Below are 24,501 nucleotides of genomic sequence, written 5' to 3'. Positions count from 1 at the left end.
TTGGTGTCACGCACCACCCGGGGGACCGGTCGACACGCAGGTGTCGGCCGGTCCTCCGGCTATAACCAGGAGCCCGGCACCACCGTCACGCTCGAGCAGACCGAGGTCAACGGCGCGGTGACGTCGCTCGTACGCCGCACGGTCCATCCCTCGGGCCTGCGGATCGTGACCGAGCAGATGGCCGGGGTCCGATCGGCGGCCATCGGCGTCTTCATCGGCGTCGGATCCCGGGACGAGACTGCGCGTCAGCACGGCTGCTCCCACTTCCTCGAGCACCTGCTGTTCAAGGGCACCCCGTCGCGTACGGCCTTGGAGATCTCCTCCTCGCTGGACCGCGTCGGTGGGGAGTTCAACGCCTACACCGCCAAGGAGTACACGTGCTTCCACGCGCGGGTGCTCGACGTCGACCTGCCGCTGGCGATCGACGTCGTGGGCGACATGCTGACCTCCTCGCTGATCACGGCCGAGGACGTGGAGGCTGAGCGTGACGTGATCCTCGACGAGATCGCGATGCACGACGACGACCCCGACGACGTGATCCACAACCTCGTCGCCGCACAGGCGTGGGGTGCCGAGACACCGCTCGGGCGCGGCATCGCCGGCACGGAGGCCTCGATCGCCGCGCTGACCCGCGAGGAGATCAACGACTTCTACCAGGCGCACTACGTGGCGCCCCGGATGGTCGTCTCGGTCGCCGGCAACGTCGACCACGACGAGGTCGTGGCGATGGTGGAGAAGGCATTCTCCGGCTCGGGCTTCCTGCGGGGATCGGTCGCTCCGGTGCCTCCGCGGGAGGGGTCGCCGCTCGAGGTCGCTCCTGGCGAGATCAGCGCCCAGCGCCCGCTGGAGCAGGTCAACGTCATCCTGGCCCGCGAGGGCCTTCAGCGTGGCGACGACCGCCGCTTCGCCTTCGAGGTGGTCAACACCGCCGTCGGCGGCGCGACCTCGTCACGGCTCTTTCAGGAGGTTCGCGAGCACCGGGGCCTGGCCTACTCGGTCTACTCCTACGCCTACAGCCACGCCGAGACGGGTCTCTTCGGGGTCCAGGTCGGCTGCCTGCCGGCCAAGCTCGACGAGGTCCTCGAGGTCGTACGCTCCGAGTTGGCCGCCGTCGCCCGCGACGGCATCACTGCCGAGGAGCTCGAGCTCGGCAAGGGCCAGTTGCGTGGCGGCCTCGTGCTGGGCCTGGAGGACTCGGCCTCCCGGATGTCCCGCATCGGCCGCGCCGAGCTGGTCCACCGCGAGCTCTACTCGATCGACGAGGTGCTGGCACGGATCGACGCGGTCACTCTCGAGGAGTGCCGTGAGGTCGCGGCTGAGATTCTGACGCGCCCGGAGATCCTCGCGGTCGTCGGACCGGCCTGACGTCGCCCCAGGAATACCCGGTCGACCGGGTATTCCTGGGGTTGACGGGCACTGAAACACCCCACAACCCCAAGAACTGCCCGCCCAGTTCGGGGAGGCGTCTCGCTATGTGGACGCAGAGAACTACCGCTTGCCGATGATTCCGACGGCGGCGGGGACCTTGGAGTCGACGATGGAGACGCGGAAGCCGGCGTCGGCCAGGGCCTTGCTCGCCTTCTCGACGATCTCGGGGACCTGCTCGCGCTGGGTGGCCTCGTAGAAGAGGTTGACCGTGCCGCCGGGGAGCACGCGCTCATGGAGCAGCGCGATCTCGGCGGATGCGTCACGCACCCAGAACAGGTTGACGTTGAACGCGAATACCTTCGTCAGCCGCTTGACCGGGACCCGCAGCGTCGCGAGGTCGATCTGGCGGACGGTGAGGCGTCCTGCCTCCAGGTACTTCGCGCAGCGTCGCTTCGTACGATCGACACCCGACTCCGAGCGATCGATCGCAAATAGCTTTCCGGTCTCCAGCCGGCTACAGATCAGCTCGGCACCAGCCCCCGGGCCACAGCCGATCTCAAGGACATGATCGTTCGGTTGAATGTCCATGAAATCAACGGCCCAACGGATCCGAGCAGGGATCGTCTGCACCACCATGGGTCCAAGACTGCCAGATCCTCATACGGTTCCGCTCACAGCCCCTTCGACAAGCTCTGAACAAGCCTCGCAATTTGTTCACCGGATGGTGGTCGATCGTTGCTGGAGCGTGATCTATAGGGTGTGGCCTCATGACTAAGGTGGCTGTTCTCGGTGCACGTGGCAAGCTCGGTTCGGCGGTCTGCGAGGCCGTCGAGTCCGCCGATGACCTGGAGCTCGTCGCCAGGATCGGTCGCGACGACGAGCTCTCGGCGATCACCGACGCGGGTGCCGAGGTGGCGGTCGACGTCACCACGCTCGAGGCGGTGATGGGCAACGCGGAGTTCTGCCTGTCCCACGGCGTGCACACCGTGATCGGCACTTCGGGCTTCGGCCCCGACCGCGTCGAGCAGCTCGAGACCTGGCTGGCGAAGAACCCGGGCGTCGGCGCGATGGTGGTGCCCAACTTCTCGGTCGGCGCGGTGCTGATGATGCGGTTCGCTGAGCTCGCCGCTGCGCACTTCCCGTCCGTGGAGATCGTCGAGACCCACCACGAGCGGAAGGCCGACGCGCCTTCGGGTACGGCACGCAGGACCGCCGAGCTCGTCGCTGCGGCGCGCCGGGAGGCCGGGGTGGACCCGGCGCCCGACGCGACCACCTCGGCCCTCGACGGGGCCCGTGGGGCCTCTGTGGAGGGCATCCCGGTCCACTCCCTGCGGATGTCCGGATCGGTCGCCCACCAAGAGGTCGTCCTCGGCGGTGTCGGCGAGCTCCTGACCATCCGCCACGACTCGCTCTCGCACGCCTCCTTCGCCCACGGCGTACTCGCCGCGATCCGCGGCATCGGCTCGCGGCCCGGGCTCACGGTCGGCCTGGAGGAAGTCCTCGGGCTGGTCTGAGGCCGGGGGAGTCAGCCCGGGCAGAGGTCGCCGCGTCGGAGCAGCTCGTCCTTGGGCTGCTCGTCGGGATCGTCGGGATCGGCGAGCAGGCTGCGGTAGTCGTCGTGCCGCAGAGGTCCGTCGGCGAGCTCACCGGAGGACCGCGGCACCTGCAGCGGCCCGGTGTCGTACTCCATCTCCACCTGGTCCACGCCGGGGATCGAGGTCAGCGACAGCACGGTCTGCGCCGTCGCGAGCACGACCCGGTTGGTGGCGATCGCGTCGTCCGTGGAGATGCGGAGGTGGGCGGTGCGATCGGTGATCGCCACGAGATTCAGCCACCTGTCCGGAGGCAGAGCCGTGCCGAGGCCGGAGCCCAGGTCGCGCGCCGAAGGCCCGTCGCCGAGCTGGCCGAGGATGTTCCTGGCGACCCCGGTGATGGTCTTCGCGCAGAAGCTGCCCGCGGGCCGGCCGACGAGCCGGTCCTCGGCGTCGACCCAATAGAGCCGCGGTCCGGCGACAGCGCTCGCGGCGCCCGAGGGGACCTCGTCAACGTCCTCGAGCAGGTGGTACGGCACCTCTGACGGGTCGACGGTGCGTACCTGGTCGTCGTCGGGGACTCCGCACGAGGCCACCGCGAGCAGGAGGAGGCCGGCGGCGCCCGCCGCCCAGGACGTACGCACCGCCCTCATGTCGCCTCTCGCCCCGAGGCGGTCCTCGCCGTGGGCGCCAGCGGGAAGGAGAGCACGAAGTCGGCACCGCCGGAGTCGGACTCGCGACACCAGACCGAGCCGTCGTGAAGCTGCGCCGTCTGCTCGACGATGCTCAGGCCCAGCCCGCTCCCGGTGGTCGCGCCGCGGGCGCCCATCCGGGCGAACCTGTCGAAGATGCGTTCTCGTTCGGCGGCGGGGACCCCGGGGCCGGAGTCGGCGACATGGATCTCGGCGTAGCCGCGTCGTGCGGTCGCGCGTACCGAGGTCAGGCCGCCGCCGTGTGTCTCTGCGTTGCGCACCAGGTTGGCCAGCGCTCGGTGCACCTGGAGCCGGTCGGCATAGATCGCGAGGTCCGCGGGGACGTCGACGCTGGCCTTGCCGCCGACCTCGGCCTCGGCGAGGGTCGCAGCGACCAGGTCCGCGACGCCCAGCACCTCCCACTCCGACTCGCGCACGCCCGCATCGAGCCGTCCCAGCGTGATCAGGTCCTCGAGCGCACCCCGGAACCGCTCCAGCTCACCGGCCATCAGCCCGACGGCGGTCGCCGAGCTGGGCGAGAGCGTGGGGTCGCCCTGCAGGACACCGAGGCTGGTGGTGAGGGTCGCGACCGGCGTACGGAGCTCGTGGCTGACGTCGGCCGCGAAGCGGGCGTCGTGGTCGAGGCGCTCGACGACGGTGTCGACCATGGTGTTGAACGACCCGGTGAGCGTGGCCAGGTCGGGGTCGTCGGTCGCCTCGACCCTGGTGTCGAGCTCTCCGGCGGAGATCCGGGCGGCGGCCAGCGCGACCTGGCGCAGCGGCCGCAGCACCCGCCGGGCGGCGTACCAGCCCAGGAGTCCGCCGGCGAGGGTCGTGATGGCCGCGGAGATCGTGACCGCGTAGCCCATCGTGTCGAGGGTCTCGCTGAGCTCCTTGGCGTGGGTGACCTCGTAGTAGTCGGCGTCCACGCCCTCGAGCGGGACGCCGACCACGATGTTGGGTCGGTCGTTCGTATCGGTCCAGGACAGCGCCACGTCTCCGGCCTCGACGCTGGTCGCGACGTTGCTGGTGGCGTCGTGGACCTGCGTGGTGAGATCGGAGGAGTACCACTGGCCGTCCTGGTGGACGAACACCGTGGTGCGCCTCGGCGGGGCGATCTCGGAGAGGACCTCGGCGACGTTCACGCCGTTCGTGCGCAGCCGCTCCTTGACCAGGGCAGCGTCGATGTAGGCCTGCTGCAGGGCGTTCCGCTCGCGCTGGACGATCAGGTAGTGCCGTGCCGAGAAGTAGGTGCTGAAGGCGAGGATCAGGCTGATCAGCAGTGCGCCGGCAGCGAACGCCGCCACGACGTTGGCGCGCAGCCCGCTCCGGGCCGGCCACCGGATCATCGCGGATCCAGCCGGTAGCCCAGCCCACGGACCGTCGAGATGACGCCGCCGGCCGCCGGGTCGCTGTCCACCTTGTTGCGCAACCGGCTGACGTGCACGTCGACGACCCGGACGTCGCCGTGGTGGCCCTCGGGCCACATCTGGCTGACCAGGTTCTCGCGGGTCATCACCCGGCCGGGGCTGGCCGTCAGCGCGAGCAGGAGCTTGAACTCCGTGCTGGTGAGGTGCAGGTCCTCGGCCCCGCGGCGCAGGGTGGCGGCCGCCGGGTCGAAGACCAGCGGTCCGTCGGTCGAGTCGAGGACGATGCCCCCGACCGGGGTGTAGCCACTCGGGGAGGACACGAGCGGGTAGTCGGGGCGCCGGAGCGCGGCCTTGATCCGGGCCCTGACCTCGGCGACGTCGAACGGCTTGCGTACGTAGTCGTCTGCTCCTGCCTCCAGCGCCGCGACCACGTCCTTGGACCCGTCGCGAGCGCTGATCACGATGATCGGAGCGGTCGTCCGCGGGCGGACGCTGCGGATGAAGGTGAATCCGTCGATGCCGCCGAGCATCAGGTCGACGAGCATCACGTCGAATGGCTCGAGGGCGTCCAGGTCGAGGGCGATCTCGGCATCGTCGGCCTCACCGACCGCGTATCCCTCCTGCTCGAGGAAGAGCCGGAGGGAGGTACGCAGCCCGTAGTCGTCCTCCAGGATGAGCACTCGCTTGGCTGCCTCTTGCACGTCTCGCATCGTCTCATCCGAGCGGTCAGGAGGCCGACCTGTCGCGGCCTACCCGCCGCAAGTGACACGAAACTGACACGAAACTGCGAAGGGCCCTCCATACGCCGCGGGCACTGTGGACGGCATGAGCGAGGGGGACTTCTACCCGGTCGACGAGACCGTCGTCGTCCCGTTCTCGGACGCCACCTGCCTGCGTGCGATCCACCTCCTGCGCTGGCGCCTGGCGGAGATGCTCGCGGGCGGTCCGGAGGCGGTCGTGGTCGACCTGGCAGGTCTGACCAGGTTCTCCTCGACGACCGTCGCGGCGCTGCTCTGGGCCAAGCGGCGCTGCGGGACGCGGGGCGTGCCCCTTCGCCTCCGCAACGCCGATCCCGCGCTCGCCGGCCGGCTCCGACGAGCCGGCCTCGACACCATCTGGGACATCCGGACGGCTCCGACCGCTCCAGCCCCCACCCGAAAGGTCACTTGATGAGCAACCACGTCCACGAGACGGACCGCGAGGATGCGGCCGATCTGCTGACGCCGGATCAGGCGATGAGCCAGGTACGGGCGTGGACCGACTCACGGGTCGTCGGCGACCGCGCCGCCAACCGGCTCGAGGTGCTCGCCGCCTTCGGCGTCCATGTGGCCATCTCGAACCTGCCCGGCGAGATCTGGGTCAAGCTGGCGTGGCGTACGCCGACCCGGGTCGAGCTCTCCACGGTCTGGACCCTCACCTCGATGCCGGCGGCGGCACCGGAGCCCTTCATCGCCGACAAGCTCACCGATCTGGCCAGCGGGTGGAGCTTCCAGAGCCACGCCGGCGGCGCCAGCTTGATCTGCGAGGTCGAAGACCCTCCCGGGTCAGAGACTCAGCGGTAGTCGTCGGGGAGCTGTGTGCCGATCTTGACCTGCGGCTTGGGCAGGCGCAGGGGGCGGATCTGGATCGAGCGCATGATCGCGTAGTAGGTGGTGCCCTTGAGGTCGTTGTCGGGGAAGCGGCGCTTGAGCTCCTTGCGGAGCAGGAAGCGCAGCGCGATCAGGTTGATGATCACGGTGGCCATCACGACGAGGGTGAAGAGCTGGGAGTACATCGCCAGCTCGAGGCTGATGTAGGGCACCACGAGCGCGATGATCAGCACCGGGAGCACGATCTCGGCGAAGGTGAACCGAGCGTCGATCCAGTCGCGGATGAAGCGCTTGACCGGGCCCTTGTCGCGCAGCGGAAGGTAGCGCTCGTCGCCAGTCTTCATCGCCTGGCGCATCTTGTCGCCCTGCTCGGAGCGCTGGGCGCGGTTGGCGGCGTTGATCTCCTTGCGAGAGCGCGGCTGCTTGAGGCGCGCCTTGCGGGCAGCCTCCGCTTCCTTGCGCGAAGGGGTCGGACGACCCTTACCGGTCTCTTTGACCGGGTTCTCGGGCTCGACGACCTGCGGGGCGGGGGACTTGCGACCGAACAACGGAGGGACCTCTTACTGTTGGCTGGGACACATACAGGATATCCCGAAGGACCCTGACAGCGAGTTTTGTGGACCCGGCCTAAGGTGAGAGGCAACACTTGTCCTAGGACGACGAGAGTCCAGCGGCAAGCGACGACGCGGGGCGGCCGGCGGTCGGCCGCATATGAGAGGCGTAAAGGGAACCGATGAGTGTGATGAAGCGGCTGAGCCTGGTCTTCAAGGCGAAGGCAAACAAGGCGCTCGACAAGGCCGAGGACCCACGGGAGGTGCTCGACTACAGCTACCAGAAGCAGCTTCAGATGCTGCAGCAGGTGCGCCGCGGTGTCGCGGACGTCGCGACCAGCCGCAAACGCGTCGAGCTGCAGATCAACGGGCTCAAGCAGCAGTCCGACAAGCTCACCCAGCAGGCCCAGAAGGCCATCGAGATGAACCGTGAGGATCTCGCCCGCGAGGCCCTCACGCGCAAGAGCGGTCTCACCCAGCAGATGAACGACCTCAACACCCAGCTGGGCACCCTCCAGGGCGAGGAGGAGAAGCTCACCCTCGCGCAGCAGCGGCTGCAGGCCAAGGTGGAGTCCTTCCGCACCAAGAAGGAGACCATCAAGGCGACCTACACCGCCGCCGAGGCGCAGACCCGCATCAACGAGGCGATCTCCGGCATCGGTGAGGAGATGGGCGACGTCGGCATGGCCATGCAGCGTGCCGAGGACAAGACCCTCGAGATGCAGGCTCGCGCCGGTGCCGTCGACGAGCTGCTCGCCTCCGGTGCTCTCGACGACCTGACCGCCGGTCCCTCCGACGACATCACCCGCCAGCTCGACGCACTCAGCTCGACCAACGACGTCGAGGCCGAGCTCGCCGCGCTCAAGGGCCTCAACGCCCCGCAGCAGACGCAGGCGCTGCCCGGTGCCGACGCCAACGCGCCGGTCATCGACGTGGAGTCGACCGAGAAGAAGGCCGAGCAGTGATCGTACGCATCCTGGGCGAGGGGCAGTACGACCTCGACGAGGCCGCCGTGGACAAGCTCAACGAGCTCGACGCCGCGGTCGAGACCGCCTGCAAGGGCACCGACGAGGCCGTCTTCGACGCGGCCCTGGAGGCGCTGCTCGATGGCGTACGGTCAATGGGCACCGCCCACCCGGTCGACGCGATCGACTCCTCCGACCTGATCCTTCCCGGACCCGGCTCCACGCTCGCCGAGGTCTCCGAGATGCTTGGCGACGAGGGCCTCATCCCCGGCTGATGTCCCGCTTCCAGGGTGATGCCGGGCTGACCGTCCGGATGACCACGGTGATATTCCTGCTCGGCGCGCTGTTCGTCGGGCTCATCGTGGCGCTGATGTTCGTCATGCCCGCGCAGTGGGCGCCGATCATCGGCATCGTCGGGCTCGGCATCGCCTGGTGGCAGTGGTACGCCTCCGACACCCTCGCGATGCGCGCCATGGGCGCGCGCGAGGTGTCGGCCCAGGAGGCGCCTGAGCTGCACGCGATGATCGACCGGCTGTGCACCCTGGCCGACATGCCGAAGCCACGGGTCGGGATCGCGCACACCGACATGCCCAACGCCTTCGCCACCGGCCGCTCGCCGAAGCGGTCCGCGGTCGTGGTGACCACCGGCATCATGCAGCGCCTCACCGCCGAGGAGCTGGAGGGCGTGCTCGCCCACGAGCTCTCCCACGTCGCCCACCGCGACGTGCTGGTGATGACGGTCGCCTCCTCGGCCGGCATCGTGGCCGGGATGCTGAGCCGCGGCTCCCAGTACGGTGCGTACGCAGGTGGTGGCCGCCGCGACAACAACAACGGTCTCCCGGTGTGGCTGGTGGTGCTGCTGGTCTCGCTGGCCGTCTACGCCGTCTCCTGGCTGCTGCTGCGGATGCTGTCGCGCTACCGCGAGCTGGCCGCCGACCGCGCCGGCGCGCAGCTGACCATGAAGCCGGGCGCGCTGGCCAGCGCGCTGCAGAAGATCACCGGTGAGATCTCCGCGATCCCGAGCCGCGACCTGCGGTCGTCGCAGGCGATGAACGCGTTCTTCATCGCGCCGGCGATCAGCGGCCAGTCGCTGCGTACGCTCACCTCGACCCACCCCTCGCTGGAGCAACGCCTGGAGCAGCTCGCCAGGATCGAGGCCGAGCTCGGTCGCCCGACGCAGTAGGGTCGGCGACGTGGGCTTCTGGGATGTCATCACGGGTCGTACGCGACCGAAGCAGGCCAATCTCGACGCACTGTTCGCGGTGCCGACCGCCGCACTCACCATGCAGACCTCGCTCGGGCTGGTCCCGACCGGCGACGGCGCGGTCTGCTACCGAGCCGCGGCCGGGTCAGGGTTCGCCGGCACGCAGAACGACATCGTCGAGCTGCTCGGCGCCTCCGAGGGCGCGCCGACGGTGACCACCAGCGTCGACGAGTTCGGCTTCACCTGGCTCAGCGTCGACCACGAGCCGCTGGACCCGGAGAACCCCGACATCACCGGTCTGGTCACCGACCTGCACGCGGTCAACACCACCCTGGAGATGAACGGCTTCGGCCCCGGGCTGCTGTGCTCGCTGATCGCCTTCCGTGACAGCAGCGCGGGCGCCGACGGGCGCAGCGTCGGCCTGATCTACCTCTACAAGCAGGGCACCTTCTACCCCTTCGTCCCGACCGGCCCGCAGCAGCGCGACAACCTGCTCGAGATCAACGTCCGCAGCGCGATCGAGGGCGATCTACCGGTCGAGAAGGACCTCTCCCGCTGGCTCGCCGTCTGGGGAGCTCCCGGGCTGTGACCGGTTCCGAGGCTGACATGGAACGGGCACGGAGCTTCGGAGCGGTCGCGGAGGACTACGAGCGATTCCGCCCCGGCTACCCCGACGATCTGGTGGCGCTGGTGAGCGACGTCGCCGACGGCCCGGTGCGACGGGCGATCGAGATCGGCGCCGGCACCGGAAAGGCGACCCGGACGTTCGCGGCCGCCGGGATCGAGGTGGTCGCCACCGAACCCGACGCCGACATGCTCGAAGTGCTCCGGCGCGAGTGCGCCGGCCTGCCGGTGACCACCGCGCGCGCCGCCCTGGAGGATATCGACCCGGCGACCTACGAGCCCTTCGACCTGCTCTACGCGGCAGCCTCGTGGCACTGGACGGCGCCGGCGACGCGGTGGGACCTCGCCACCGCCCTGGTCCGCGACGGGGGAGCGGTGGCCTTCTTCGGCGGCCCGTTCGTGCTGGCGGACGCCGAGGTCGCGGCGGTCGAGGAGGAGACGATCGCGGCGTACGCCCCGGAGGGCCGGCACCTGCCGCCGCCGTCCGCGGTGGACGCGCTGATGCTCTTCCCCGGCGACGAGATGCTGGCCGACGGCCGGCTGAGCGACGTACGTCAGCGGGCAGTGCCGCGCCGGTTCACCCTGGCTCGAGCGGACTACGTGCGCCACCTCGACACCATCTCCGCGATCCGGATCCTTCCGGCCGCCGACAGGTCCGCGCTCTTCGCCGACCTGTCCGCGGTCCTTCCCGAGCAGGTGGAGGTGCGTGCGGATCTGATGGTCCACACGGCCCGCCGAGCCGTCGGTCAGCGGTGACATCAACACACCACAGTGACCTCACAGGCACCACACAGCAAACAGTCGCATGATGGGGTCATGACTGCTGGAGGAAAGGACCTGACCCGCGCCGACGGTTCGCCGCTGCGGGTGCTCGTCGTGGACGACGAGGTGAACATCGCCGAGCTGATCGCGATGGCGCTGCGGTTCGAGGGCTGGGAGATCACCATGGCCCACTCCGGCTCCAAGGCCGTGGCCGCCGCGAAGGAGACCGCTCCCGACGCGATCGTGCTCGACTGGATGCTCCCCGACTTCGACGGGCTCGAGGTCATGCGCCGGGTCCGGTCCACCAACCCGTCCGTACCCGTCCTCTTCCTCACCGCCAAGGACGCGGTCGAGGACCGGGTCGCCGGGCTGACCGCGGGCGGTGACGACTACGTGACCAAGCCGTTCTCGCTCGAGGAGCTCGTCGCCCGGCTGCGTGGGCTGATGCGGCGGGCCGGCGCGACCCGGGTCGAGGAGCACTCGGTGATCCGTGTCGGCGACCTGACGATGGACGAGGACTCGCGCGAGGTGCACCGTGGCGAGGAGGAGATCACCCTCACCGCCACCGAGTTCGAGCTGCTCCGGTTCCTGATGCGCAACCCGCGCCGGGTGCTGTCCAAGGCCCAGATCCTCGACCGGGTCTGGTCCTACGACTTCGGCGGCCAGGCCAACGTCGTCGAGCTCTACATCTCCTACCTGCGCAAGAAGATCGACGCCGGCCGGGACCCGATGATCCACACGATGCGCGGCGCGGGGTACGTGCTGAAGGCAGCTGAGTGATCCGGCTGCAGCGACTGGTCGCGCCGCTGAGCTCGCGCCTGGTCATCACCGCGGTCTCCCTGGTGCTGGTCGTCTCGCTCCTGATCGCCACCTTCGCCACGCTCGCGCTGCGCGAGACGTTGATGGACCGTCTCGACCGAGACGTACGCGACATGGCTCATGGTGTCGCCGGCCCAGGTCCTGGCGTCCGCCTGAACATGGTGCCGAACTCGGTCTTCGCGGAGTTTCCGGAGAACGGTGAGCCCCGTGGCACTCTCGGTGACTTCGACCCGGACGAGGAGGAGCAGCTCACCAGCGCCGACCTGGATGCGCTGCTCGCGGTGAGCGTCGACGCCCGTGCCCACGACGTCGACCTGCCCGGTCGTGGCACCTACCGGGTGATCGCACAGGCCGTCCTGAACAAGAACACTGGTCAGGCGGTGGTCGTCGTCACCGGCCGTTCGACCGCCGAGGTCGACAACACGATCGAGAGCCTCGTCTTCTGGGAGGCGCTGCTGACCCTGCTGGGCGTCCTGGCCGCCGCGGGCGCCGGCTACGTCGTCGTACGCCGCCAGCTCAGCCCGCTGCGCGAGGTCGCCGCGACCGCGCACACCGTCGCCGCGCTACCGCTCTCCTCCGGGGAGGTCTCGGTGACCCAACGGGTGCCCGAGCGGCTCACCGACGAGGACACCGAGGTCGGGCAGGTGGGCGCCGCGCTCAACTCGCTGCTCGACCACGTCGAGACCTCGCTGGCCGAGCGTCACCGCAGCGAGCAGCAGGTACGCCAGTTCGTCGCCGACGCCTCCCACGAGCTGCGCACCCCGCTGACCACCATCCGCGGCTACACCGAGCTGGCCCAGCAGCGGCCCGAAGCGGTCCCGACGGCCCTGGGCAAGGTCGAGGAGGAGTCGCTGCGGATGACCGCGCTGGTCGAGGACCTGCTCCTGCTCGCGCGCCTCGACCAGGGCCGCCCGCTCGCCCGCGACTTGGTCGACCTCACCCGGCTGCTCCTGGAGGCCGTCGACGACGCCCGCGTCGTCGCCCCGTCGCACACCTGGCGGCTCGAGCTGCCTGCCGAGGCCGACTCCGGTGACGTCGAGGTGATCGTCACCGGCGACGCCCAGCGCCTCCACCAGGTGATCAGCAACCTGCTCACCAACGAGCGCCGGCACACGCCCGCCGGCACCACGGTCACCGTCCGCGTACGTCCTGACGGCTTCGACGTCCACGACGACGGCCCCGGCTTCCCGCCGGCCCTGGTCCCGCACGCCTTCGAGCGCTTCACCCGCGCCGACGAGGCTCGTCAGCGCGACGGCGGCGCCGGTCTCGGCCTCGCGATCGTCCACGCCATCGTCACCTCCCACGGCGGCACCGTGACCCTCACCAGCGCCCCGGGCGACACCACCATCGCCGTACGCCTCCCTCGGTCGAAGGGATGAGGTGGGGTTTTCCCCACCCGGGTCGGCTCCTTGAGCCCATCGTCGGTGAGCGGCGGGTTCCTTAGCGTCGAAGGGTGACATCAGCCACCCGAAACCCAGGAGCCATCCCAATGACCACACCCGCCCTCGAGGTCACCGGCCTCACCAGGACCTACGGCACCGGCGCGGCCGCTGTGGCCGCACTCAACGGGCTCGACCTGGCCTGCGCGCCGGGCACGTTCACCGCCGTGATGGGCCCCTCGGGCTCCGGCAAGTCCACCTTCCTGACCTGCGCCGGAGCGCTGGAGCAGCCGACAGGCGGCCGGGTCGTCATCGCCGGCCAGGACGTCACCGAGCTGACCGAGGCACGCCGGACCAGGCTGCGCCGTGAGCGGATCGGGTTCGTCTTCCAGGGCTTCAACCTGCTGCCCTACCTCACCGCCGAGCAGAACGTCGCGCTGCCGCTGCGGCTGGCCGGCGGCCGGATCGACGCGGCCGCCCGCCGCCGGATCAGCGAGCTGCTCGACCGCGTCGGCCTGGGCGATCGCACCGGTCACCTGCCGGCACAGCTCTCCGGCGGTCAGCAGCAGCGGGTCGCGATCGCCCGGGCGCTGGTGACCGGTCCCGACATCGTGCTCGCCGACGAGCCCACCGGAGCCCTCGACTCCCACACCGCCGCCTCGGTGCTCGCCCTGCTCCGCAGTCTCGTCCGCGAGCTCGGGGCGACCGTGGTGATGGTGACCCACGACCCGGTCGCCGCCGCGTACGCGGACAGCGTGGTCTTCCTCGTCGACGGCCGCGCCGTGGGGCGGATGGACAACCCCGCCGCCGAGGCCGTCGCCGGCCAGATGGCGCATCTCGACGAGCTCACCGCCCGGGCCGAGCGGGAGATGGTGTGATGTTGACCTTGGCACTGCGCTCGCTGCGCCACCGCGCGACCGCCATGACCGCGACCTTCCTCGCGATCCTGCTGGGCACGGCAGTGATGGGTTCGTTCACCCCGTTGATCCAGATCGCGCTCGACTCCGGCACGCCGAGCGCCGAGCGGGAGACCTTGCTCGTCCTTGGGGGAGTGGTCGGTGCGTGGGGCACCGTCATCGCGCTCTTCTCGATCGTCTCCACCGTCGGGATCACCGTCCGCCAGCGCGAGGTCGAGATCGGCCTGCTGCGCACCGTCGGCGCCGAGCCTCGCCAGGTCCGCACGCTGGTCCGGGCGGAGACGCTCGTGGTCGCGCTCGTCGCCGCAGTCCTCGGCGCCGTCGTGGCGAGCCTGACCAGCCGGGCGCTCCTCGACCTGCTGCAGTCCGGTGGCGTCGTCAGCGAGCAGGTCGCCCACTCGGGCGGCTGGATCGCGCTCGCTGCGACCGTCGTCCTGCTCCTGCTCGTCTCCCTGGCCGCCTCCGGCCTGGCCGGGTCACGTGCCTCCCGGGGGCCGGCGACGGTCGCCCTCTCCGAGGCCAGGTCGGGCACGGGGCGGATCGCCTGGTGGCGTTGGGTGGTGGCCGTGGTCGCCGTCGGCCACGCCACGAGCATGGTCGTGATGACCATGGTCGCGGGCAAGGATGCCGCCGACCCGTACGACGCGATGGCGATGACCGGCTCCCTCGGACTGCTGGTCGCGGTGGGTCTCGCTGCCCTGGCACCGCTCCTGCTGCGGGCTGGGAGCTGGGTGCTGCGGCCGCTGCTGGGCGGCACGAGCGGGCACCTGGCGGCGTACAACACCTCACGGAGGTCCCACCTGCTCGCCGGGGTGCTCGCCCCGGTGATGGTGCTCTCCGCGGCCGCGGTCAGCATCCTGATGCTGGTCGGGATCGACCAGCGTACGCTGCCCACCGGCCTGCCGCCGGAGGTCACCGAGGGCTACGAGACGATCAACCTGCTCAACAACGTGGTCACCGCGATGATCTGCGCGTTCGCCGCGATCATGGTCGTCAACGCCTTCGCCGCCCTCCTCGCCGACCGGCGCCTGGAGCTGCACAGGCTGCGGTTGCTCGGCGCCACTCCCGGTCAGGTGCGCGGCTCGATCCTCGCCGAGGCCGGTGTGGTCGCCGCTGTCGGCACCGTCATCGGTCTGCTCGCCGCTCAGGCGACGATCGTCCCGTTCGCCTACGTCCGGGGTGAGGGTCTGGTCCCCGACGCACAGCTCTGGCTGCCGCCTCTGCTGATCGCCGGTGCCGTGGCGCTCACGCTGGCCTCCGCGGCCGGCGCGACGAGCCGGGCATTACGCACGACGTCCGGCGCCCGCTGATGTCACACTCACTCCTGATGACCGAGTGGGATGCACCGATCCGGACCGTGCGACCGGAGCCGTTCAGCGGGCAGGCGCTGGTCGAGCGGCTCCGGCTGACCGGAGTGTCGCTGGGCTATGCCCTGATGATGGCGCCAGCCCTGGTGCTGGCGATCCTCACCGTGCTCTCGATCCCGCTCGGGCTGGTGTTCGGGGTCGGCATCGCGATCGCCCTGGGCGCGGTGCCGGCCACCCAGGCCGTCGCCGGGGTGCATCGCCGGGTGAGCGGGATGCTCCTCGGGGAGACCATCCCGGAGACGTACGCGGACCTGAGTGCGCTGCCGGTCCTCACCCGGCCGTTCCGGTGGCTCCGGGACAAGGCGCGGTGGCGCGACTTCGCCTTCTGCTGCTTCTCGGCGACCGGGGGCTTCGTGCTCTCCCTGCTGCCAGCGGCGTTCCTGACCGTACCGCTGACCTGGCTGATCCTGGCGTTGACCGGCATCACCTGGGTGGCCTGGATGCTGCTCCTGCTCACCGGCCCGCTGCTGCTGGTCTGGTGGGTGACGACCCCGGGCCTCGTCCGGGCACGGGCTCTGGCCGAGCGTGGCATCTTCGGTCAGGGGGACGTCGCAACGCTGGCCGCCAGGGTGGAGAAGGTCGAGTCGACCCGTGCCGAGACGCTGGATCACTCGGCGGCCGAGCTGCGCCGCATCGAGCGTGACCTCCACGACGGTGCCCAGGCCAGGATCGCCGCCGTCGGAATGAGCGTCGGGCTCGCCGAGAAGCTGATGGCGAGCGACCCGGACGCCGCCGCCGCGCTGCTGCGCGAGGCCCGCGAGACCACGGTGTCCGCGCTGGAGGACCTGCGTGGAGTCGTACGCGGCATCCTGCCGCCGGTGCTCGCCGACCGTGGCCTCGTGGGAGCAGTCCAGGCCATCACCGCCGGGCTGCCGCTGCCGGTCACCGTCGCCATCGAGCTGCCCGGGCGCCTGCCCGACCCGGTCGAGTCGGCGGCCTACTTCGCGGTGGCCGAGTGTCTGGCCAACGCGGTCAAGCACTCTGGTGCCGACCGGGCATTCGTACGCGGCAGCCACAACGGGCAGCGGCTGCGGATCGTGGTAGGCGACAACGGCCGCGGCGGCGCCGACGCGACCGGACAGGGGCTCGCCGGGGTCGCATCCAGACTGGCCGCCTTCGACGGCACCGTCGAGGTCGAGAGCCCCTCCGGCGGACCGACCCTGATCACGCTGGAGGTGCCTTGCCGGATCTGAGGGTGGTCCTGGCCGAGGACCAGGCGCTGCTCCGCGTCGGCCTCACCCGGATCCTCGAGGCGGGCGGGATCGAGGTCGTCGAGGCCGTCGACAACGCGCCCGCCCTGGCCCGGGCCCTGCTCCGGCCGGATGTGGACGCGGCGGTGGTCGACGTACGTCTTCCGCCGTCGTTCACCACCGAGGGCATCTCCGCCGCGATCGAGGTCAGACAGGCGCGGTCGGGGTTTCCGGTGCTGGTGCTGAGCCAGTACGTCGAGCCGCTCTACGCGCGCGACCTGCTCGCCGGGGGAGAGGGCGCGGTCGGCTACCTGCTCAAGGACCGCGTCGCCGACGTCGACGCCTTCCTCGGGGCGGTGCGCCAGGTCGCCGGCGGCGGGACCGTCCTCGACCCGGAGGTCGTCGCCGCGCTCCTCACCCGCCGGGAACGCCCGCTCGACCGGCTCACCGAGCGTGAGCGGGAGGTGATGACGCTGATCGCCGAGGGGCGCTCCAACGCCGCCATCGCCGCCCGGCTCTTCGTCACCGAGAAGGCGGTCGGCAAGCACATCAGCTCGATCTTCACCAAGCTCGACCTGCCCCAGGCGAGCGACGACAACCGTCGCGTGCTCGCCGTCCTGGCCTGGCTCAACGACACCTGACCCGGCGCCCACTTCGGCGCCGGGCGGACAGTGTCAGTCCTCCTGCGTCTTGCCAGGGAGGTCGAGCATGCGCTGCAGGGCGAGCTTGGCGTAGCGCTCGGTGTCGGGGTCGACCTCGATGCGGTTGACGACCTGACCCTCGACGAGGGACTCGAGGGCCCAGACGAGGTGGGGGAGGTCGATGCGGTTCATCGTCGAGCAGTAGCAGACGGTGCGGTCGAGGAAGACGATCCGCTTGTCGGGGTGGGCGTTGGCGAGGCGCTTGACCAGGTTGAGCTCGGTGCCGATCGCCCAGGCCGACCCGGCGGGAGCGGCCTCGATGGTCGAGATGATGAACTCGGTCGAGCCGACCAGGTCGGCCTTGAGGACGACCTCGTGCTGGCACTCGGGGTGGACCAGAATCTGCACACCCGGGATCTCGGCGCGCAGGTCGTCGATGGTGTCGGGGGAGAAGCGGCCGTGGACCGAGCAGTGGCCCTTCCACAGGATCACCTTCGCCGCCCGCAGCTCCTCGGCGCTGAGGCCGCCACCGGGCTTGAGCGGGTCCCAGACCACGCAGTCGCCCAGGGACATACCGAGCTTGAGCACGGCGGTGTTGCGGCCGAGGTGCTGGTCGGGGAAGAAGAGGACCTTGGCGTTCTCCTTCTGGTCGAAGGCCCACTCCAGCACGGCCTGCGCGTTGGAGGAGGTGCACACGACGCCGTCGTGACGTCCGCAGAACGCCTTGATGTCGGCGGAGGAGTTCATGTACGTCACCGGCACGACCTGCTCGGCCACGCCGGCCTCCGAGAGCGCCTCCCAGGCCTTCTCGACCTGGCCCAGCCGCGCCATGTCGGCCATCGAGCACCCGGCCGCGAGGTCGGGGAGGATGACCGCCTGCGACGGCGAGGTGAGGATGTCGGCCGACTCGGCCATGAAGTGTACGCCGCAGAAGACGATGTACTCCGCGTCCGGCCGCGCGGCCGCGTCGCGGGCGAGCTTGAAGGAGTCGCCCATCACGTCAGCGAACTGGACGACCTCGTCGCGCTGGTAGTGGTGCCCGAGGATGAACACCTTCTCGCCCAGCTTCTCCTTGGCGGCGAGCGCGCGTGCAACCAGGTCGGGGTCGGAGGCGGCCGGCAGATCGCCGGGACACTCGACGCCACGCTCGGAGTTCAGGTCGGTGCCGCGCCCCAGGGGGAGCAGCGGGAGGTCGACAGTCGTCATGATGACGATAATACATGTCGAGGGCTCGGCGGCCCGGTGGCATGGGTCACATGGTGGTACGGATCAAGCACGCAGCGGGCGCACGGCATCCCACCCCGGGTCGGTGTCGACCCGGGTGACGACGTCTCCGTGGACCCAGCCGCCGACCGTCTCCTCGAGCCGTTGTGGGGCGGAGGTGGTGGGGTCGACGTAGGCGTGGAGAAGGCGTACGCCGTTGGTCGTCTCGTGAGCCACGACGCGGCCGTCGGGGCCGAGGGTCGAGGCGAGCCGGTCCTCGAGCTGGCCGAGCTCGCGCAGGGCGTCGGGCGAGGGGAGGCCACGCTCGGCGAAGCCGACGTAGGGGACCATCACGCCGACGTGATGGGTCAGATTGGGTGCGGTGACCGGGTGTAGCGGCACGACCGCGCTCGCGATCACCGGCCCCTGGGGGCTCTCCCCGTGGAGCAGCACCCAGGCCGGGTTGCCGTCGGGGTCGACGTACTCCTTGCGGAGGTTGCGTACGGCGACGCGCAGCCCGTCGAGGCCGAAGCCGTCGCGGGGGCGGGCGGTGGTGGTCTCGACCTCGCCGATCCACAGCTCCGTGCTGGACTCGCCCAGCGTCGTGTCGAGGGCGTGGAACGCGACCTGGAGGCGAGCGTCGTCAGCGAGGTCGGGGAAGGCCGGGTGGAAGAGGTCGAGGTCGAAGTGGGCGCCGTTCTGCCGGGCGGCGACCAGCACGTCGGCGAGCCGGATCGCGTCACCCGAAGGCGTGGTGAGGACCGCCTCGACCGGGTCGTCGACGGGTGGGCGCTGGTCGCTGAACTCCCAGGGCGAGACGCCGTCGGGCTCGGGGGCGGCGAGCAGCCAGCGGCGTGCCAGCGCGCGATGGTCCGGGTTGCCGCCGGCCGAGACGACCAGCAGTCGGCCGCCCAATGGCCCGGGTCCGACCTCCCAGCTCAGGCCCGCCTCGATCGCGTCGACCCGCCTGGCCAGCAGCGTGACGAGAGCCTCCTGGTCGTCGGCGTCGAGCGCAGCACCACAGGCCAGAGCGCCCTTCTGGGCCCACCAGGTCCAGAAGCCATTGATCCGCCTGGTCTCTGAGTCGCCGGCCCCGCGCCGCCCGAAGATCCGCACGAAACGACCTTAACGCGACGCATGCGGAATGGTTACGACTCCGAAAACGTCAGGCGGGACACCTGGACCTTCCGGGCGCGGGTAGGTTTCGGCCATGCGAGTGCTGATCGCCCCCGACAAGTACGCAGGCACGCTCACCGCCGCCCAGGCGGCCGCCGCGATCGCGGAGGGCTGGCGGCGTACGGCGCCCCGCGACGAGCTCTCGCTCGCGCCGATGGCGGACGGCGGACCGGGCTTCCTCGAGCTGCTGCACGAGGTCCTCGGCGGCGACCTCCACGAGGTCGAGGTCAGGGGCCCGCACGGTGAGCCGGTGACCGCGCAGGTGCTGGTCGACGGCGAGACCGCCTACGTCGAGTCGGCCCAGGCCGCCGGCCTGCACCTGACCGGCGGGAAGGGGGCCGAGCAGGCGAGCTCGTACGGAGTGGGCCAGCTGCTCCTCGCTGCCCGTGACGCCGGAGCGAGCAGAGTCGTGGTCGGCCTCGGCGGCTCGGGCACAAGTGACGGGGGAGCGGGCCTGCTCGCCGCGCTCGGCGCCACCGCGGACCGGCCGCTCGATGCCGGTGTCGCCGGGCTCGAGGGCATCACCGAGGTCACGCTCCCTGAGCCGCTGGGCCTCGAGATCGTGATCGCCAGCGACGTGGACAACCCGCTGACCGGACTCTTCGGCGCGATCAAGGTCTACGGCGCGCAGAAGGGGCTGGCCGAGGAGACGATGCCCCGCTGGGACGGTGCGCTCCAGGACCTGGCCGCCGCCACGTCGCGCAAGACCGCGACCGAGAAGGGCGCGGGAGCGGCCGGCGGGATCGGGTTCGCGCTGCTGCTGCTCGGCGCCACCCGGCGGCCGGGGTTCGACGTCGTCGCCGACCTGCTGGGGCTGCCCGAGCTGGCCTCCCGGACCGACCTGGTGATCACCGGTGAGGGGTCCTTCGACCCGCAGAGCGCGGCCGGGAAGGTGCCGGCCGGGGTGGCGAAGCTGGCCGAGCAGGCGCTGCGGCCCTGCATCGTGCTGGCGGGCAAGGTCAGCATGAGCGGGCGGGAGATGCGTACGCTCGGGATCGACGCCGCCTATTCGCTCGTGGACATCGTCGGCGAGGAGCAGGCGCTCGGCCAGGCGTACGACTCCCTGGTCCAGGTCGCCGCCAGGGTGGCCCGGACGTGGTCCGCCGACCAGCGGGAATAACCGATGATGTGCGACGATTGAGCCTTAAGACACACCCGCACCCACGCACAGGGAGCCCAGCTACATGACCGAGCAGACGACCGAACGCCGCGAAGACTCCATCAACGTGAGCGACGTTGCCGCTTCGAAGGTGAAGAGCCTCCTGGAGCAGGAAGGCCGAGACGACCTCAGCCTGCGCATCTCGGTGCAGCCCGGTGGCTGCTCCGGCCTGCGCTACCAGCTCTTCTTCGACGAGCGCACCCTCGATGGTGACGTCGTCACCGACTTCGACGGTGTCTCCGTCGTCGTCGACCGGATGAGCGTTCCCTACCTCAACGGCGCCATGATCGACTTCGTGGACAGCATCGAGAAGCAGGGGTTCACCATCGACAACCCCAACGCCACCGGCTCCTGCGCCTGCGGCGACTCGTTCCACTGAGTCAGCACAGCCACTGAGCATCAGCGCGAGCGCCCCTGTCCGACTCGGACAGGGGCGCTCGCGCGTTCGGTGACGATCAGGCAGCGACCGGTACGGGCCGGCGACCGGCGAACGCGGGCGTCGCCAGGGCCAGCACGAGGAGCACGATCCCGAAGGCGGTGGAGGCGAGCATCGCGGTCTCCATCGCCGGTTCGACGCCCGCTGCGGAGCGGCTGGTGAACACGGCGGTGAGCGTCGCGACGCCGATCGCCCCGCCGAGCTGCTGCATCGCCTGGAACATCCCGGCGGCGGCACCGGAGTCCTCACCCTCGGCGGCCGCCATGATCGCGGCGCTGGCCGGGGTGAAGAAGAACGGCGCGGTGAAGCCGAAGACGAAGCACGGCAGCAGGACGCCGGCCCACAGCGGGGCATCGGCGGCGAGCAGTACGAACGCGACCAGCCCGGCCAGGCCGAGGGCGATCCCGAGAACGATCGTGCCGCGGTCGCCGATGCGGGCCACCAGCGCCGGCACCAGCCGGGCACCGATGATCACCGACGCTCCCCACGGGAGGTAGGCCAACCCGGCCTCGAGGGCGTCGAAGTGGCGTACGTCCTGCAGGAAGAGCACCGAGAACGTGAAGAACCCGATCATCATCGCCGGCACCAGGAGCATGCCCGCATAGGGCACGGCGCGGCGAGCGCCGCGGAGAAGCCGGAGCGGTACGACGGGGTGTGCCGCGCGTGATTCCACAGCGACCAGGACGACCAGGGCGAGCAGCGCGAGAGCCAGCGAGCCGAGCACGACCGGGTCGCCCCAACCCTCCTGGCCCGCTCGGGTGAGCCCGTGCACCAGGGCGACCATGGTGACTGCGGAGGCGAGCGCGCCGGGGACGTCCAGGCGTCCGGGTGTCCGGTCGGCCTCTCGGACGAAGGCCACGGTCCCCACGATGACCGCGGCCCCGACGGGCACGTTGATCAGCATCACCCAGCGCCAGTCGAGGGCCACGGTCAGTACGCCCCCGGCGACGAGGCCGAGGCAGCTGCCCAGGCTGGAGCCGATGATGAACCACGACATCCCGCGAAGTCGTTGCGGCCCTTCCTCGGTGTTCGCGACCAGCAGCACCATGATCGCCGGCCCGGCCAGCGCGGCGCCGACGCCCTGCACGGCGCGAGCTGCGATCAGCAGCTCCCCGGACGGGGCGAGCCCTCCGGCTGCGGAGGCCACCACGAAGACCGCCGCGCCCGCCAGGAGTACGCGGCGGGGTCCGAACATCATCCCGAGCCGTCCGCTGACCAGGAGGAACCCCGCGAACGCCAGGGCATAGGCGGAGACGACCCACGACAGGCCGACCGCGCTGAGCCCGAACTCCTCCCGGATGTAGGGCAGGGCGACGGTGACGATCACGCCGTCGACCATCAGCATCAGCTGACACGTCACCACCGCCGCCACCGCCCAACCTCCGCCGCGGGCACCGGCTCTGCTTCCGGCTCTGTTTCCGGTCCGTGCCTCGTGAAGCTCTGTCATGTCTTCGTACCTCGCTATCATCGGAACCAGGGGGACTCCCCATTTCAAATGTGGGGATAGTCCCCGGTTATTGTCAAGGGGTAATGATGACTGCGACCGAGATCACCGACTGGGAGAGCAGGCGGCCGAAGCGGGCGGATGCGCGCCGCAACTACGACGCCGTCATCGAGGCGGCGCGAGCGGCTTTCGCGCGCTACGGCGTCGACACCTCGATCGACGAGATCGCCCGTTCCGCGGGGGTCGGGAACGCGACGCTCTATCGGCACTTCCCGACGCGCGACGAGCTCATCTCCGCGGCGCTCGCGGAGAACATGGCGGCGGTGCACAAGCGGGGCACCGAGCTCGCCGGGGCCGATGAGCCGCTGACGGCCCTGCGGGAGTGGCTGCTGGCGACGATCGCGCAGATCAGCACCTACGGGGGACTCCCGGGCAGCGTGCTCGACGCTGCCGGCCGGGAGGGGTCGCTGCTCGGGGTGACCTGTGACCACATGCAGGAGACGACCCGGACACTGCTCGCCCGGGCGCAGGAGTCCGGAGACATCCGGCCGGACGTACGCATGGACGAGGTCTTCGATCTCGCCGCCGGGATCGCCTGGGTCGTCAGCCGTGACCGGGCTGCCGGCCCAGACCGCGCCGCGAGGCTTCTCGACCTCGCCCTGGACGGGGTGACCACGAGGGACTGACCGGGTCTTGGACATGACGAGAGCCCCTGTGCGTGACAGGGGCTCTCATGTCTTCGGGCAGCCACGACACGCGGTCGCGGCGGCGTCCGACTCAGGTCAGGGCGAGGTCGTCGGCGACGTGTCCGCAGGCCTCGAGCATCGCGGTGTGGCCAGGCTCGCGGGCCTGCATCCGTACGGCGGGGGCCGGTCGGGCTGCTTCGCGCACCCGTGGCGCGGGCAGACGAAGCGCGCTGTCGGCGGCGGCGCAGTCGGCGCAGAGCTGCGCGGTGCTGTCGAGGTCGTCGTACGGAACGCGCATGGCTGTCATGCAAACGACGGTAAGCACTACCAACGGGTAGCAGAAGGCCGACTCAGCGGTAATATTTCATCTTCTGTCTACGGTCGAGCCTTAACGTCGCCCGAGGTCTCGCCGGTAGGGTTCCGCGCATGTCCGGTTCACTCCTGATCGCAGGCTCCATCGCCACTGACCACCTGATGAGCTTCGGCGGAAAGTTCGCCGATTCGCTGGTCGCCGACCAGCTCGACAAGCTCTCGGTGAGCTTCCTGGTCAACGACCTCGAGATCCGCCGCGGTGGCGTCGGCGCCAACATCTCCTTCGGCCTGGCCAACCTCGGCCTGGCGCCGGTGCTCGTGGGCGCGGTCGGCGAGGACTTCGCCGACTACCGCTCCTGGCTCGAGCGCCACGGCGTCAACTGCGACCACCTGCACGTCTCCGAGACGCTGCACACCGCGCGGTTCGTGTGCACCACCGACACCGCGATGGCGCAGTTCGCCAGCTTCTACCCGGGTGCGATGGCCGAGGCGCGCGAGATCGAGCTCGGCCCGATCGCCGACAAGGTCGGCGAGCCGTCGTTCGTGCTGATCGCGCCGGACGACCCCGACGCGATGAAGCGCCACACCCAGGAGGCGCGCCAGCGCGGCTACATCTTCATCTCCGACCCGAGCCAGCAGCTCGCCTTCGGCGACGGCGAGCTCATCCGCGAGCTCGTCGACGGTGCCGCGTACCTGTTCACCAACGAGTACGAGTCGCACGTCCTCCAGCAGAAGACCGGCTGGTCCGCCGACGAGGTCCTGGCGCGCGTCGGCACCCAGGTCACCACCCTCGGCAAGGACGGCGTACGCATCCAGCGCAAGGGCGAGGACGCGATCGAGCTGCCGGCCGCGAAGAACGTCAACGCCGTCGAGCCCACCGGAGTCGGCGACGCCTTCCGGGCCGGCTTCCTGGCCGCGCTGGCCTGGGACTGCGAGCTCGAGCAGGCCGCCGAGGTCGGCTGCGTCCTCGCCGCCTACTGCGTCGAGACCGTCGGCCCGCAGGAGTACTCCTTCACCGCCGAGGAGTTCGTCGCCCGGGTCCGCGAGTCCTACGGCGACACCGCCGCGGACCAGATCGCGCCGCACATCAAGGCCTGAACTTCTCAGGCAATTCC

28 protein-coding genes are annotated in these 24,501 nt (G+C 70.4%); 19 read left to right on the top strand and 9 right to left on the bottom strand.

The window, feature by feature from the left end; translation table 11 throughout:
• Positions 1–3 precede the first annotated feature (3 nt).
• Positions 4–1,365 carry a pitrilysin family protein gene (locus AB0F44_RS13645; RefSeq protein ID WP_357356163.1) on the top strand — a complete coding sequence of 454 codons (1,362 nt, stop codon included), beginning with the start codon at positions 4–6 and terminating at the stop codon, positions 1,363–1,365.
• A gap of 123 nt (positions 1,366–1,488) precedes the next feature.
• Here AB0F44_RS13645 and AB0F44_RS13640 read toward each other — a convergent pair whose 3' ends face one another.
• Complete coding sequence (locus AB0F44_RS13640; protein WP_229788274.1) at positions 1,489–1,956, bottom strand: class I SAM-dependent methyltransferase; 468 nt, start codon at positions 1,954–1,956, stop codon at positions 1,489–1,491.
• Between the two features lie 179 nt (positions 1,957–2,135).
• On the opposite strand from AB0F44_RS13640, the gene dapB reads away from it, so the two are divergent.
• Positions 2,136–2,882 (top strand): 4-hydroxy-tetrahydrodipicolinate reductase, encoded by a 747-nt coding sequence (dapB, locus tag AB0F44_RS13635; RefSeq protein WP_357356161.1) that lies wholly within the window; start codon positions 2,136–2,138, stop codon positions 2,880–2,882.
• An 11-nt stretch (positions 2,883–2,893) separates the two neighbouring features.
• On the opposite strand, the gene AB0F44_RS13630 is transcribed toward dapB, so the two are convergent.
• Genes AB0F44_RS13630 through AB0F44_RS13620 form a run of 3 tightly spaced genes read right to left on the bottom strand, consistent with a single transcriptional unit; the run spans position 2,894 to position 5,672 of the window.
• Positions 2,894–3,544 carry a GerMN domain-containing protein gene (locus AB0F44_RS13630; RefSeq protein WP_357356159.1) on the bottom strand — a complete coding sequence of 217 codons (651 nt, stop codon included), beginning with the start codon at positions 3,542–3,544 and terminating at the stop codon, positions 2,894–2,896.
• Positions 3,545–3,549: 5 nt separating this feature from the next.
• Positions 3,550–4,941: an ATP-binding protein gene (locus AB0F44_RS13625; protein ID WP_357356157.1), complete on the bottom strand. Its 1,392-nt coding sequence runs from the start codon at positions 4,939–4,941 to the stop codon at positions 3,550–3,552.
• On the bottom strand, positions 4,938–5,672 hold the full coding sequence (locus AB0F44_RS13620) for a response regulator transcription factor (protein ID WP_357356155.1): 735 nt from the start codon (positions 5,670–5,672) through the stop codon (positions 4,938–4,940). The genes AB0F44_RS13625 and AB0F44_RS13620 overlap by 4 nt, the downstream gene beginning before the upstream one ends.
• Positions 5,673–5,787: 115 nt before the next feature.
• Between AB0F44_RS13620 and AB0F44_RS13615 the strand changes: the two genes are divergently transcribed.
• Both AB0F44_RS13615 and AB0F44_RS13610 read left to right on the top strand, forming a co-directional pair.
• A complete protein-coding gene (locus tag AB0F44_RS13615) occupies positions 5,788–6,132 on the top strand; it encodes an STAS domain-containing protein (protein ID WP_357356153.1) in 345 nt (114 codons plus the stop codon).
• Positions 6,132–6,524, top strand: a complete 393-nt coding sequence (locus tag AB0F44_RS13610) for a hypothetical protein (RefSeq protein WP_357356152.1) — start codon at positions 6,132–6,134, stop codon at positions 6,522–6,524. The genes AB0F44_RS13615 and AB0F44_RS13610 overlap by 1 nt, the downstream gene beginning before the upstream one ends.
• Here the strand turns inward: AB0F44_RS13610 and AB0F44_RS13605 are convergent.
• Positions 6,515–7,099: a DUF3043 domain-containing protein gene (locus tag AB0F44_RS13605; RefSeq protein WP_355017994.1), complete on the bottom strand. Its 585-nt coding sequence runs from the start codon at positions 7,097–7,099 to the stop codon at positions 6,515–6,517. The genes AB0F44_RS13610 and AB0F44_RS13605 overlap by 10 nt on opposite strands.
• Before the next feature lie 185 nt (positions 7,100–7,284).
• On the opposite strand from AB0F44_RS13605, the gene AB0F44_RS13600 reads away from it, so the two are divergent.
• From AB0F44_RS13600 to AB0F44_RS13550, 11 genes are all read left to right on the top strand, one after another.
• Positions 7,285–8,067: a PspA/IM30 family protein gene (locus AB0F44_RS13600; protein WP_357356150.1), complete on the top strand. Its 783-nt coding sequence runs from the start codon at positions 7,285–7,287 to the stop codon at positions 8,065–8,067.
• A complete protein-coding gene (locus AB0F44_RS13595; RefSeq protein WP_357356148.1) occupies positions 8,064–8,342 on the top strand; it encodes a hypothetical protein in 279 nt (92 codons plus the stop codon). Before AB0F44_RS13600 ends, AB0F44_RS13595 begins: the two co-directional genes overlap by 4 nt.
• Positions 8,342–9,250 carry a zinc metalloprotease HtpX gene (gene htpX / locus AB0F44_RS13590; protein ID WP_357356146.1) on the top strand — a complete coding sequence of 303 codons (909 nt, stop codon included), beginning with the start codon at positions 8,342–8,344 and terminating at the stop codon, positions 9,248–9,250. Before AB0F44_RS13595 ends, htpX begins: the two co-directional genes overlap by 1 nt.
• A 10-nt stretch (positions 9,251–9,260) precedes the next feature.
• Positions 9,261–9,860, top strand: a complete 600-nt coding sequence (locus AB0F44_RS13585; RefSeq protein WP_357356144.1) for a hypothetical protein — start codon at positions 9,261–9,263, stop codon at positions 9,858–9,860.
• A 17-nt stretch (positions 9,861–9,877) separates the two neighbouring features.
• On the top strand, positions 9,878–10,651 hold the full coding sequence (locus AB0F44_RS13580) for a class I SAM-dependent methyltransferase (protein ID WP_357356142.1): 774 nt from the start codon (positions 9,878–9,880) through the stop codon (positions 10,649–10,651).
• A 60-nt stretch (positions 10,652–10,711) separates the two neighbouring features.
• On the top strand, positions 10,712–11,437 hold the full coding sequence (locus AB0F44_RS13575) for a response regulator transcription factor (RefSeq protein WP_350661580.1): 726 nt from the start codon (positions 10,712–10,714) through the stop codon (positions 11,435–11,437).
• Positions 11,434–12,855 carry an ATP-binding protein gene (locus AB0F44_RS13570; protein WP_357356140.1) on the top strand — a complete coding sequence of 474 codons (1,422 nt, stop codon included), beginning with the start codon at positions 11,434–11,436 and terminating at the stop codon, positions 12,853–12,855. Before AB0F44_RS13575 ends, AB0F44_RS13570 begins: the two co-directional genes overlap by 4 nt.
• 110 nt (positions 12,856–12,965) lie before the next feature.
• Positions 12,966–13,733, top strand: a complete 768-nt coding sequence (locus tag AB0F44_RS13565) for an ABC transporter ATP-binding protein (protein ID WP_357356139.1) — start codon at positions 12,966–12,968, stop codon at positions 13,731–13,733.
• Positions 13,733–15,082: an FtsX-like permease family protein gene (locus AB0F44_RS13560; RefSeq protein WP_357356137.1), complete on the top strand. Its 1,350-nt coding sequence runs from the start codon at positions 13,733–13,735 to the stop codon at positions 15,080–15,082. Before AB0F44_RS13565 ends, AB0F44_RS13560 begins: the two co-directional genes overlap by 1 nt.
• Positions 15,083–15,099: 17 nt before the next feature.
• The gene (locus AB0F44_RS13555; RefSeq protein WP_357356135.1) at positions 15,100–16,332 is read left to right on the top strand and encodes a histidine kinase; all 1,233 of its coding nucleotides are present in this window, start codon (positions 15,100–15,102) and stop codon (positions 16,330–16,332) included.
• Positions 16,329–16,970 carry a response regulator transcription factor gene (locus AB0F44_RS13550; protein WP_357356178.1) on the top strand — a complete coding sequence of 214 codons (642 nt, stop codon included), beginning with the start codon at positions 16,329–16,331 and terminating at the stop codon, positions 16,968–16,970. Before AB0F44_RS13555 ends, AB0F44_RS13550 begins: the two co-directional genes overlap by 4 nt.
• Positions 16,971–17,003: 33 nt before the next feature.
• Here AB0F44_RS13550 and nadA read toward each other — a convergent pair whose 3' ends face one another.
• Positions 17,004–18,176, bottom strand: a complete 1,173-nt coding sequence (gene nadA / locus AB0F44_RS13545) for a quinolinate synthase NadA (RefSeq protein WP_357356133.1) — start codon at positions 18,174–18,176, stop codon at positions 17,004–17,006.
• A gap of 63 nt (positions 18,177–18,239) precedes the next feature.
• Complete coding sequence (locus AB0F44_RS13540; RefSeq protein ID WP_357356131.1) at positions 18,240–19,289, bottom strand: DUF695 domain-containing protein; 1,050 nt, start codon at positions 19,287–19,289, stop codon at positions 18,240–18,242.
• A gap of 94 nt (positions 19,290–19,383) precedes the next feature.
• On the opposite strand from AB0F44_RS13540, the gene AB0F44_RS13535 reads away from it, so the two are divergent.
• Both AB0F44_RS13535 and erpA read left to right on the top strand, forming a co-directional pair.
• The gene (locus tag AB0F44_RS13535; RefSeq protein WP_357356129.1) at positions 19,384–20,469 is read left to right on the top strand and encodes a glycerate kinase; all 1,086 of its coding nucleotides are present in this window, start codon (positions 19,384–19,386) and stop codon (positions 20,467–20,469) included.
• Positions 20,470–20,533: 64 nt separating this feature from the next.
• Positions 20,534–20,887, top strand: a complete 354-nt coding sequence (erpA, locus tag AB0F44_RS13530; protein WP_350661565.1) for an iron-sulfur cluster insertion protein ErpA — start codon at positions 20,534–20,536, stop codon at positions 20,885–20,887.
• Between the two features lie 76 nt (positions 20,888–20,963).
• Here the strand turns inward: erpA and AB0F44_RS13525 are convergent, their stop codons facing one another.
• Positions 20,964–22,391, bottom strand: a complete 1,428-nt coding sequence (locus AB0F44_RS13525; RefSeq protein WP_357356127.1) for an MFS transporter — start codon at positions 22,389–22,391, stop codon at positions 20,964–20,966.
• An 86-nt stretch (positions 22,392–22,477) separates the two neighbouring features.
• On the opposite strand from AB0F44_RS13525, the gene AB0F44_RS13520 reads away from it, so the two are divergent.
• Positions 22,478–23,074 carry a TetR/AcrR family transcriptional regulator gene (locus tag AB0F44_RS13520; protein ID WP_357356125.1) on the top strand — a complete coding sequence of 199 codons (597 nt, stop codon included), beginning with the start codon at positions 22,478–22,480 and terminating at the stop codon, positions 23,072–23,074.
• Positions 23,075–23,165: 91 nt separating this feature from the next.
• Here the strand turns inward: AB0F44_RS13520 and AB0F44_RS13515 are convergent, their stop codons facing one another.
• Positions 23,166–23,381 carry a hypothetical protein gene (locus tag AB0F44_RS13515; RefSeq protein WP_357356123.1) on the bottom strand — a complete coding sequence of 72 codons (216 nt, stop codon included), beginning with the start codon at positions 23,379–23,381 and terminating at the stop codon, positions 23,166–23,168.
• Between the two features lie 119 nt (positions 23,382–23,500).
• Here AB0F44_RS13515 and AB0F44_RS13510 point away from each other — a divergent pair, with 119 nt between their 5' ends.
• On the top strand, positions 23,501–24,484 hold the full coding sequence (locus AB0F44_RS13510) for a carbohydrate kinase family protein (protein ID WP_357356121.1): 984 nt from the start codon (positions 23,501–23,503) through the stop codon (positions 24,482–24,484).
• Positions 24,485–24,501: the final 17 nt, after the last annotated feature.

The sequence above is a fragment of the Nocardioides sp. NPDC023903 genome, assembly GCF_040639295.1.
Classification (GTDB): domain Bacteria; phylum Actinomycetota; class Actinomycetes; order Propionibacteriales; family Nocardioidaceae; genus Nocardioides.
Note: the sequence above shows the minus strand (reverse complement) of the source record. Positions and strands in the feature narration are given on the sequence as shown.

Bases quoted from the DNA above. Each gene is read 5' to 3' on its own strand.
- AB0F44_RS13640 (WP_229788274.1), bottom strand. From the start codon at position 1,956: ATGGACATTCAACCGAACGATCATGTCCTTGAGATCGGCTGTGGCCCG.
- dapB (WP_357356161.1), top strand. From the start codon at position 2,136: ATGACTAAGGTGGCTGTTCTCGGTGCACGTGGCAAGCTCGGTTCGGCG.
- AB0F44_RS13625 (WP_357356157.1), bottom strand. From the start codon at position 4,941: ATGATCCGGTGGCCGGCCCGGAGCGGGCTGCGCGCCAACGTCGTGGCG.
- AB0F44_RS13620 (WP_357356155.1), bottom strand. From the start codon at position 5,672: ATGCGAGACGTGCAAGAGGCAGCCAAGCGAGTGCTCATCCTGGAGGAC.
- AB0F44_RS13615 (WP_357356153.1), top strand. From the start codon at position 5,788: ATGAGCGAGGGGGACTTCTACCCGGTCGACGAGACCGTCGTCGTCCCG.
- AB0F44_RS13610 (WP_357356152.1), top strand. From the start codon at position 6,132: ATGAGCAACCACGTCCACGAGACGGACCGCGAGGATGCGGCCGATCTG.
- AB0F44_RS13600 (WP_357356150.1), top strand. From the start codon at position 7,285: ATGAGTGTGATGAAGCGGCTGAGCCTGGTCTTCAAGGCGAAGGCAAAC.
- htpX (WP_357356146.1), top strand. From the start codon at position 8,342: ATGTCCCGCTTCCAGGGTGATGCCGGGCTGACCGTCCGGATGACCACG.
- AB0F44_RS13580 (WP_357356142.1), top strand. From the start codon at position 9,878: ATGGAACGGGCACGGAGCTTCGGAGCGGTCGCGGAGGACTACGAGCGA.
- AB0F44_RS13575 (WP_350661580.1), top strand. From the start codon at position 10,712: ATGACTGCTGGAGGAAAGGACCTGACCCGCGCCGACGGTTCGCCGCTG.
- AB0F44_RS13565 (WP_357356139.1), top strand. From the start codon at position 12,966: ATGACCACACCCGCCCTCGAGGTCACCGGCCTCACCAGGACCTACGGC.
- AB0F44_RS13560 (WP_357356137.1), top strand. From the start codon at position 13,733: ATGTTGACCTTGGCACTGCGCTCGCTGCGCCACCGCGCGACCGCCATG.
- AB0F44_RS13555 (WP_357356135.1), top strand. From the start codon at position 15,100: ATGACCGAGTGGGATGCACCGATCCGGACCGTGCGACCGGAGCCGTTC.
- nadA (WP_357356133.1), bottom strand. From the start codon at position 18,176: ATGACGACTGTCGACCTCCCGCTGCTCCCCCTGGGGCGCGGCACCGAC.
- AB0F44_RS13535 (WP_357356129.1), top strand. From the start codon at position 19,384: ATGCGAGTGCTGATCGCCCCCGACAAGTACGCAGGCACGCTCACCGCC.
- erpA (WP_350661565.1), top strand. From the start codon at position 20,534: ATGACCGAGCAGACGACCGAACGCCGCGAAGACTCCATCAACGTGAGC.
- AB0F44_RS13525 (WP_357356127.1), bottom strand. From the start codon at position 22,391: ATGACAGAGCTTCACGAGGCACGGACCGGAAACAGAGCCGGAAGCAGA.
- AB0F44_RS13520 (WP_357356125.1), top strand. From the start codon at position 22,478: ATGACTGCGACCGAGATCACCGACTGGGAGAGCAGGCGGCCGAAGCGG.
- AB0F44_RS13515 (WP_357356123.1), bottom strand. From the start codon at position 23,381: ATGACAGCCATGCGCGTTCCGTACGACGACCTCGACAGCACCGCGCAG.
- AB0F44_RS13510 (WP_357356121.1), top strand. From the start codon at position 23,501: ATGTCCGGTTCACTCCTGATCGCAGGCTCCATCGCCACTGACCACCTG.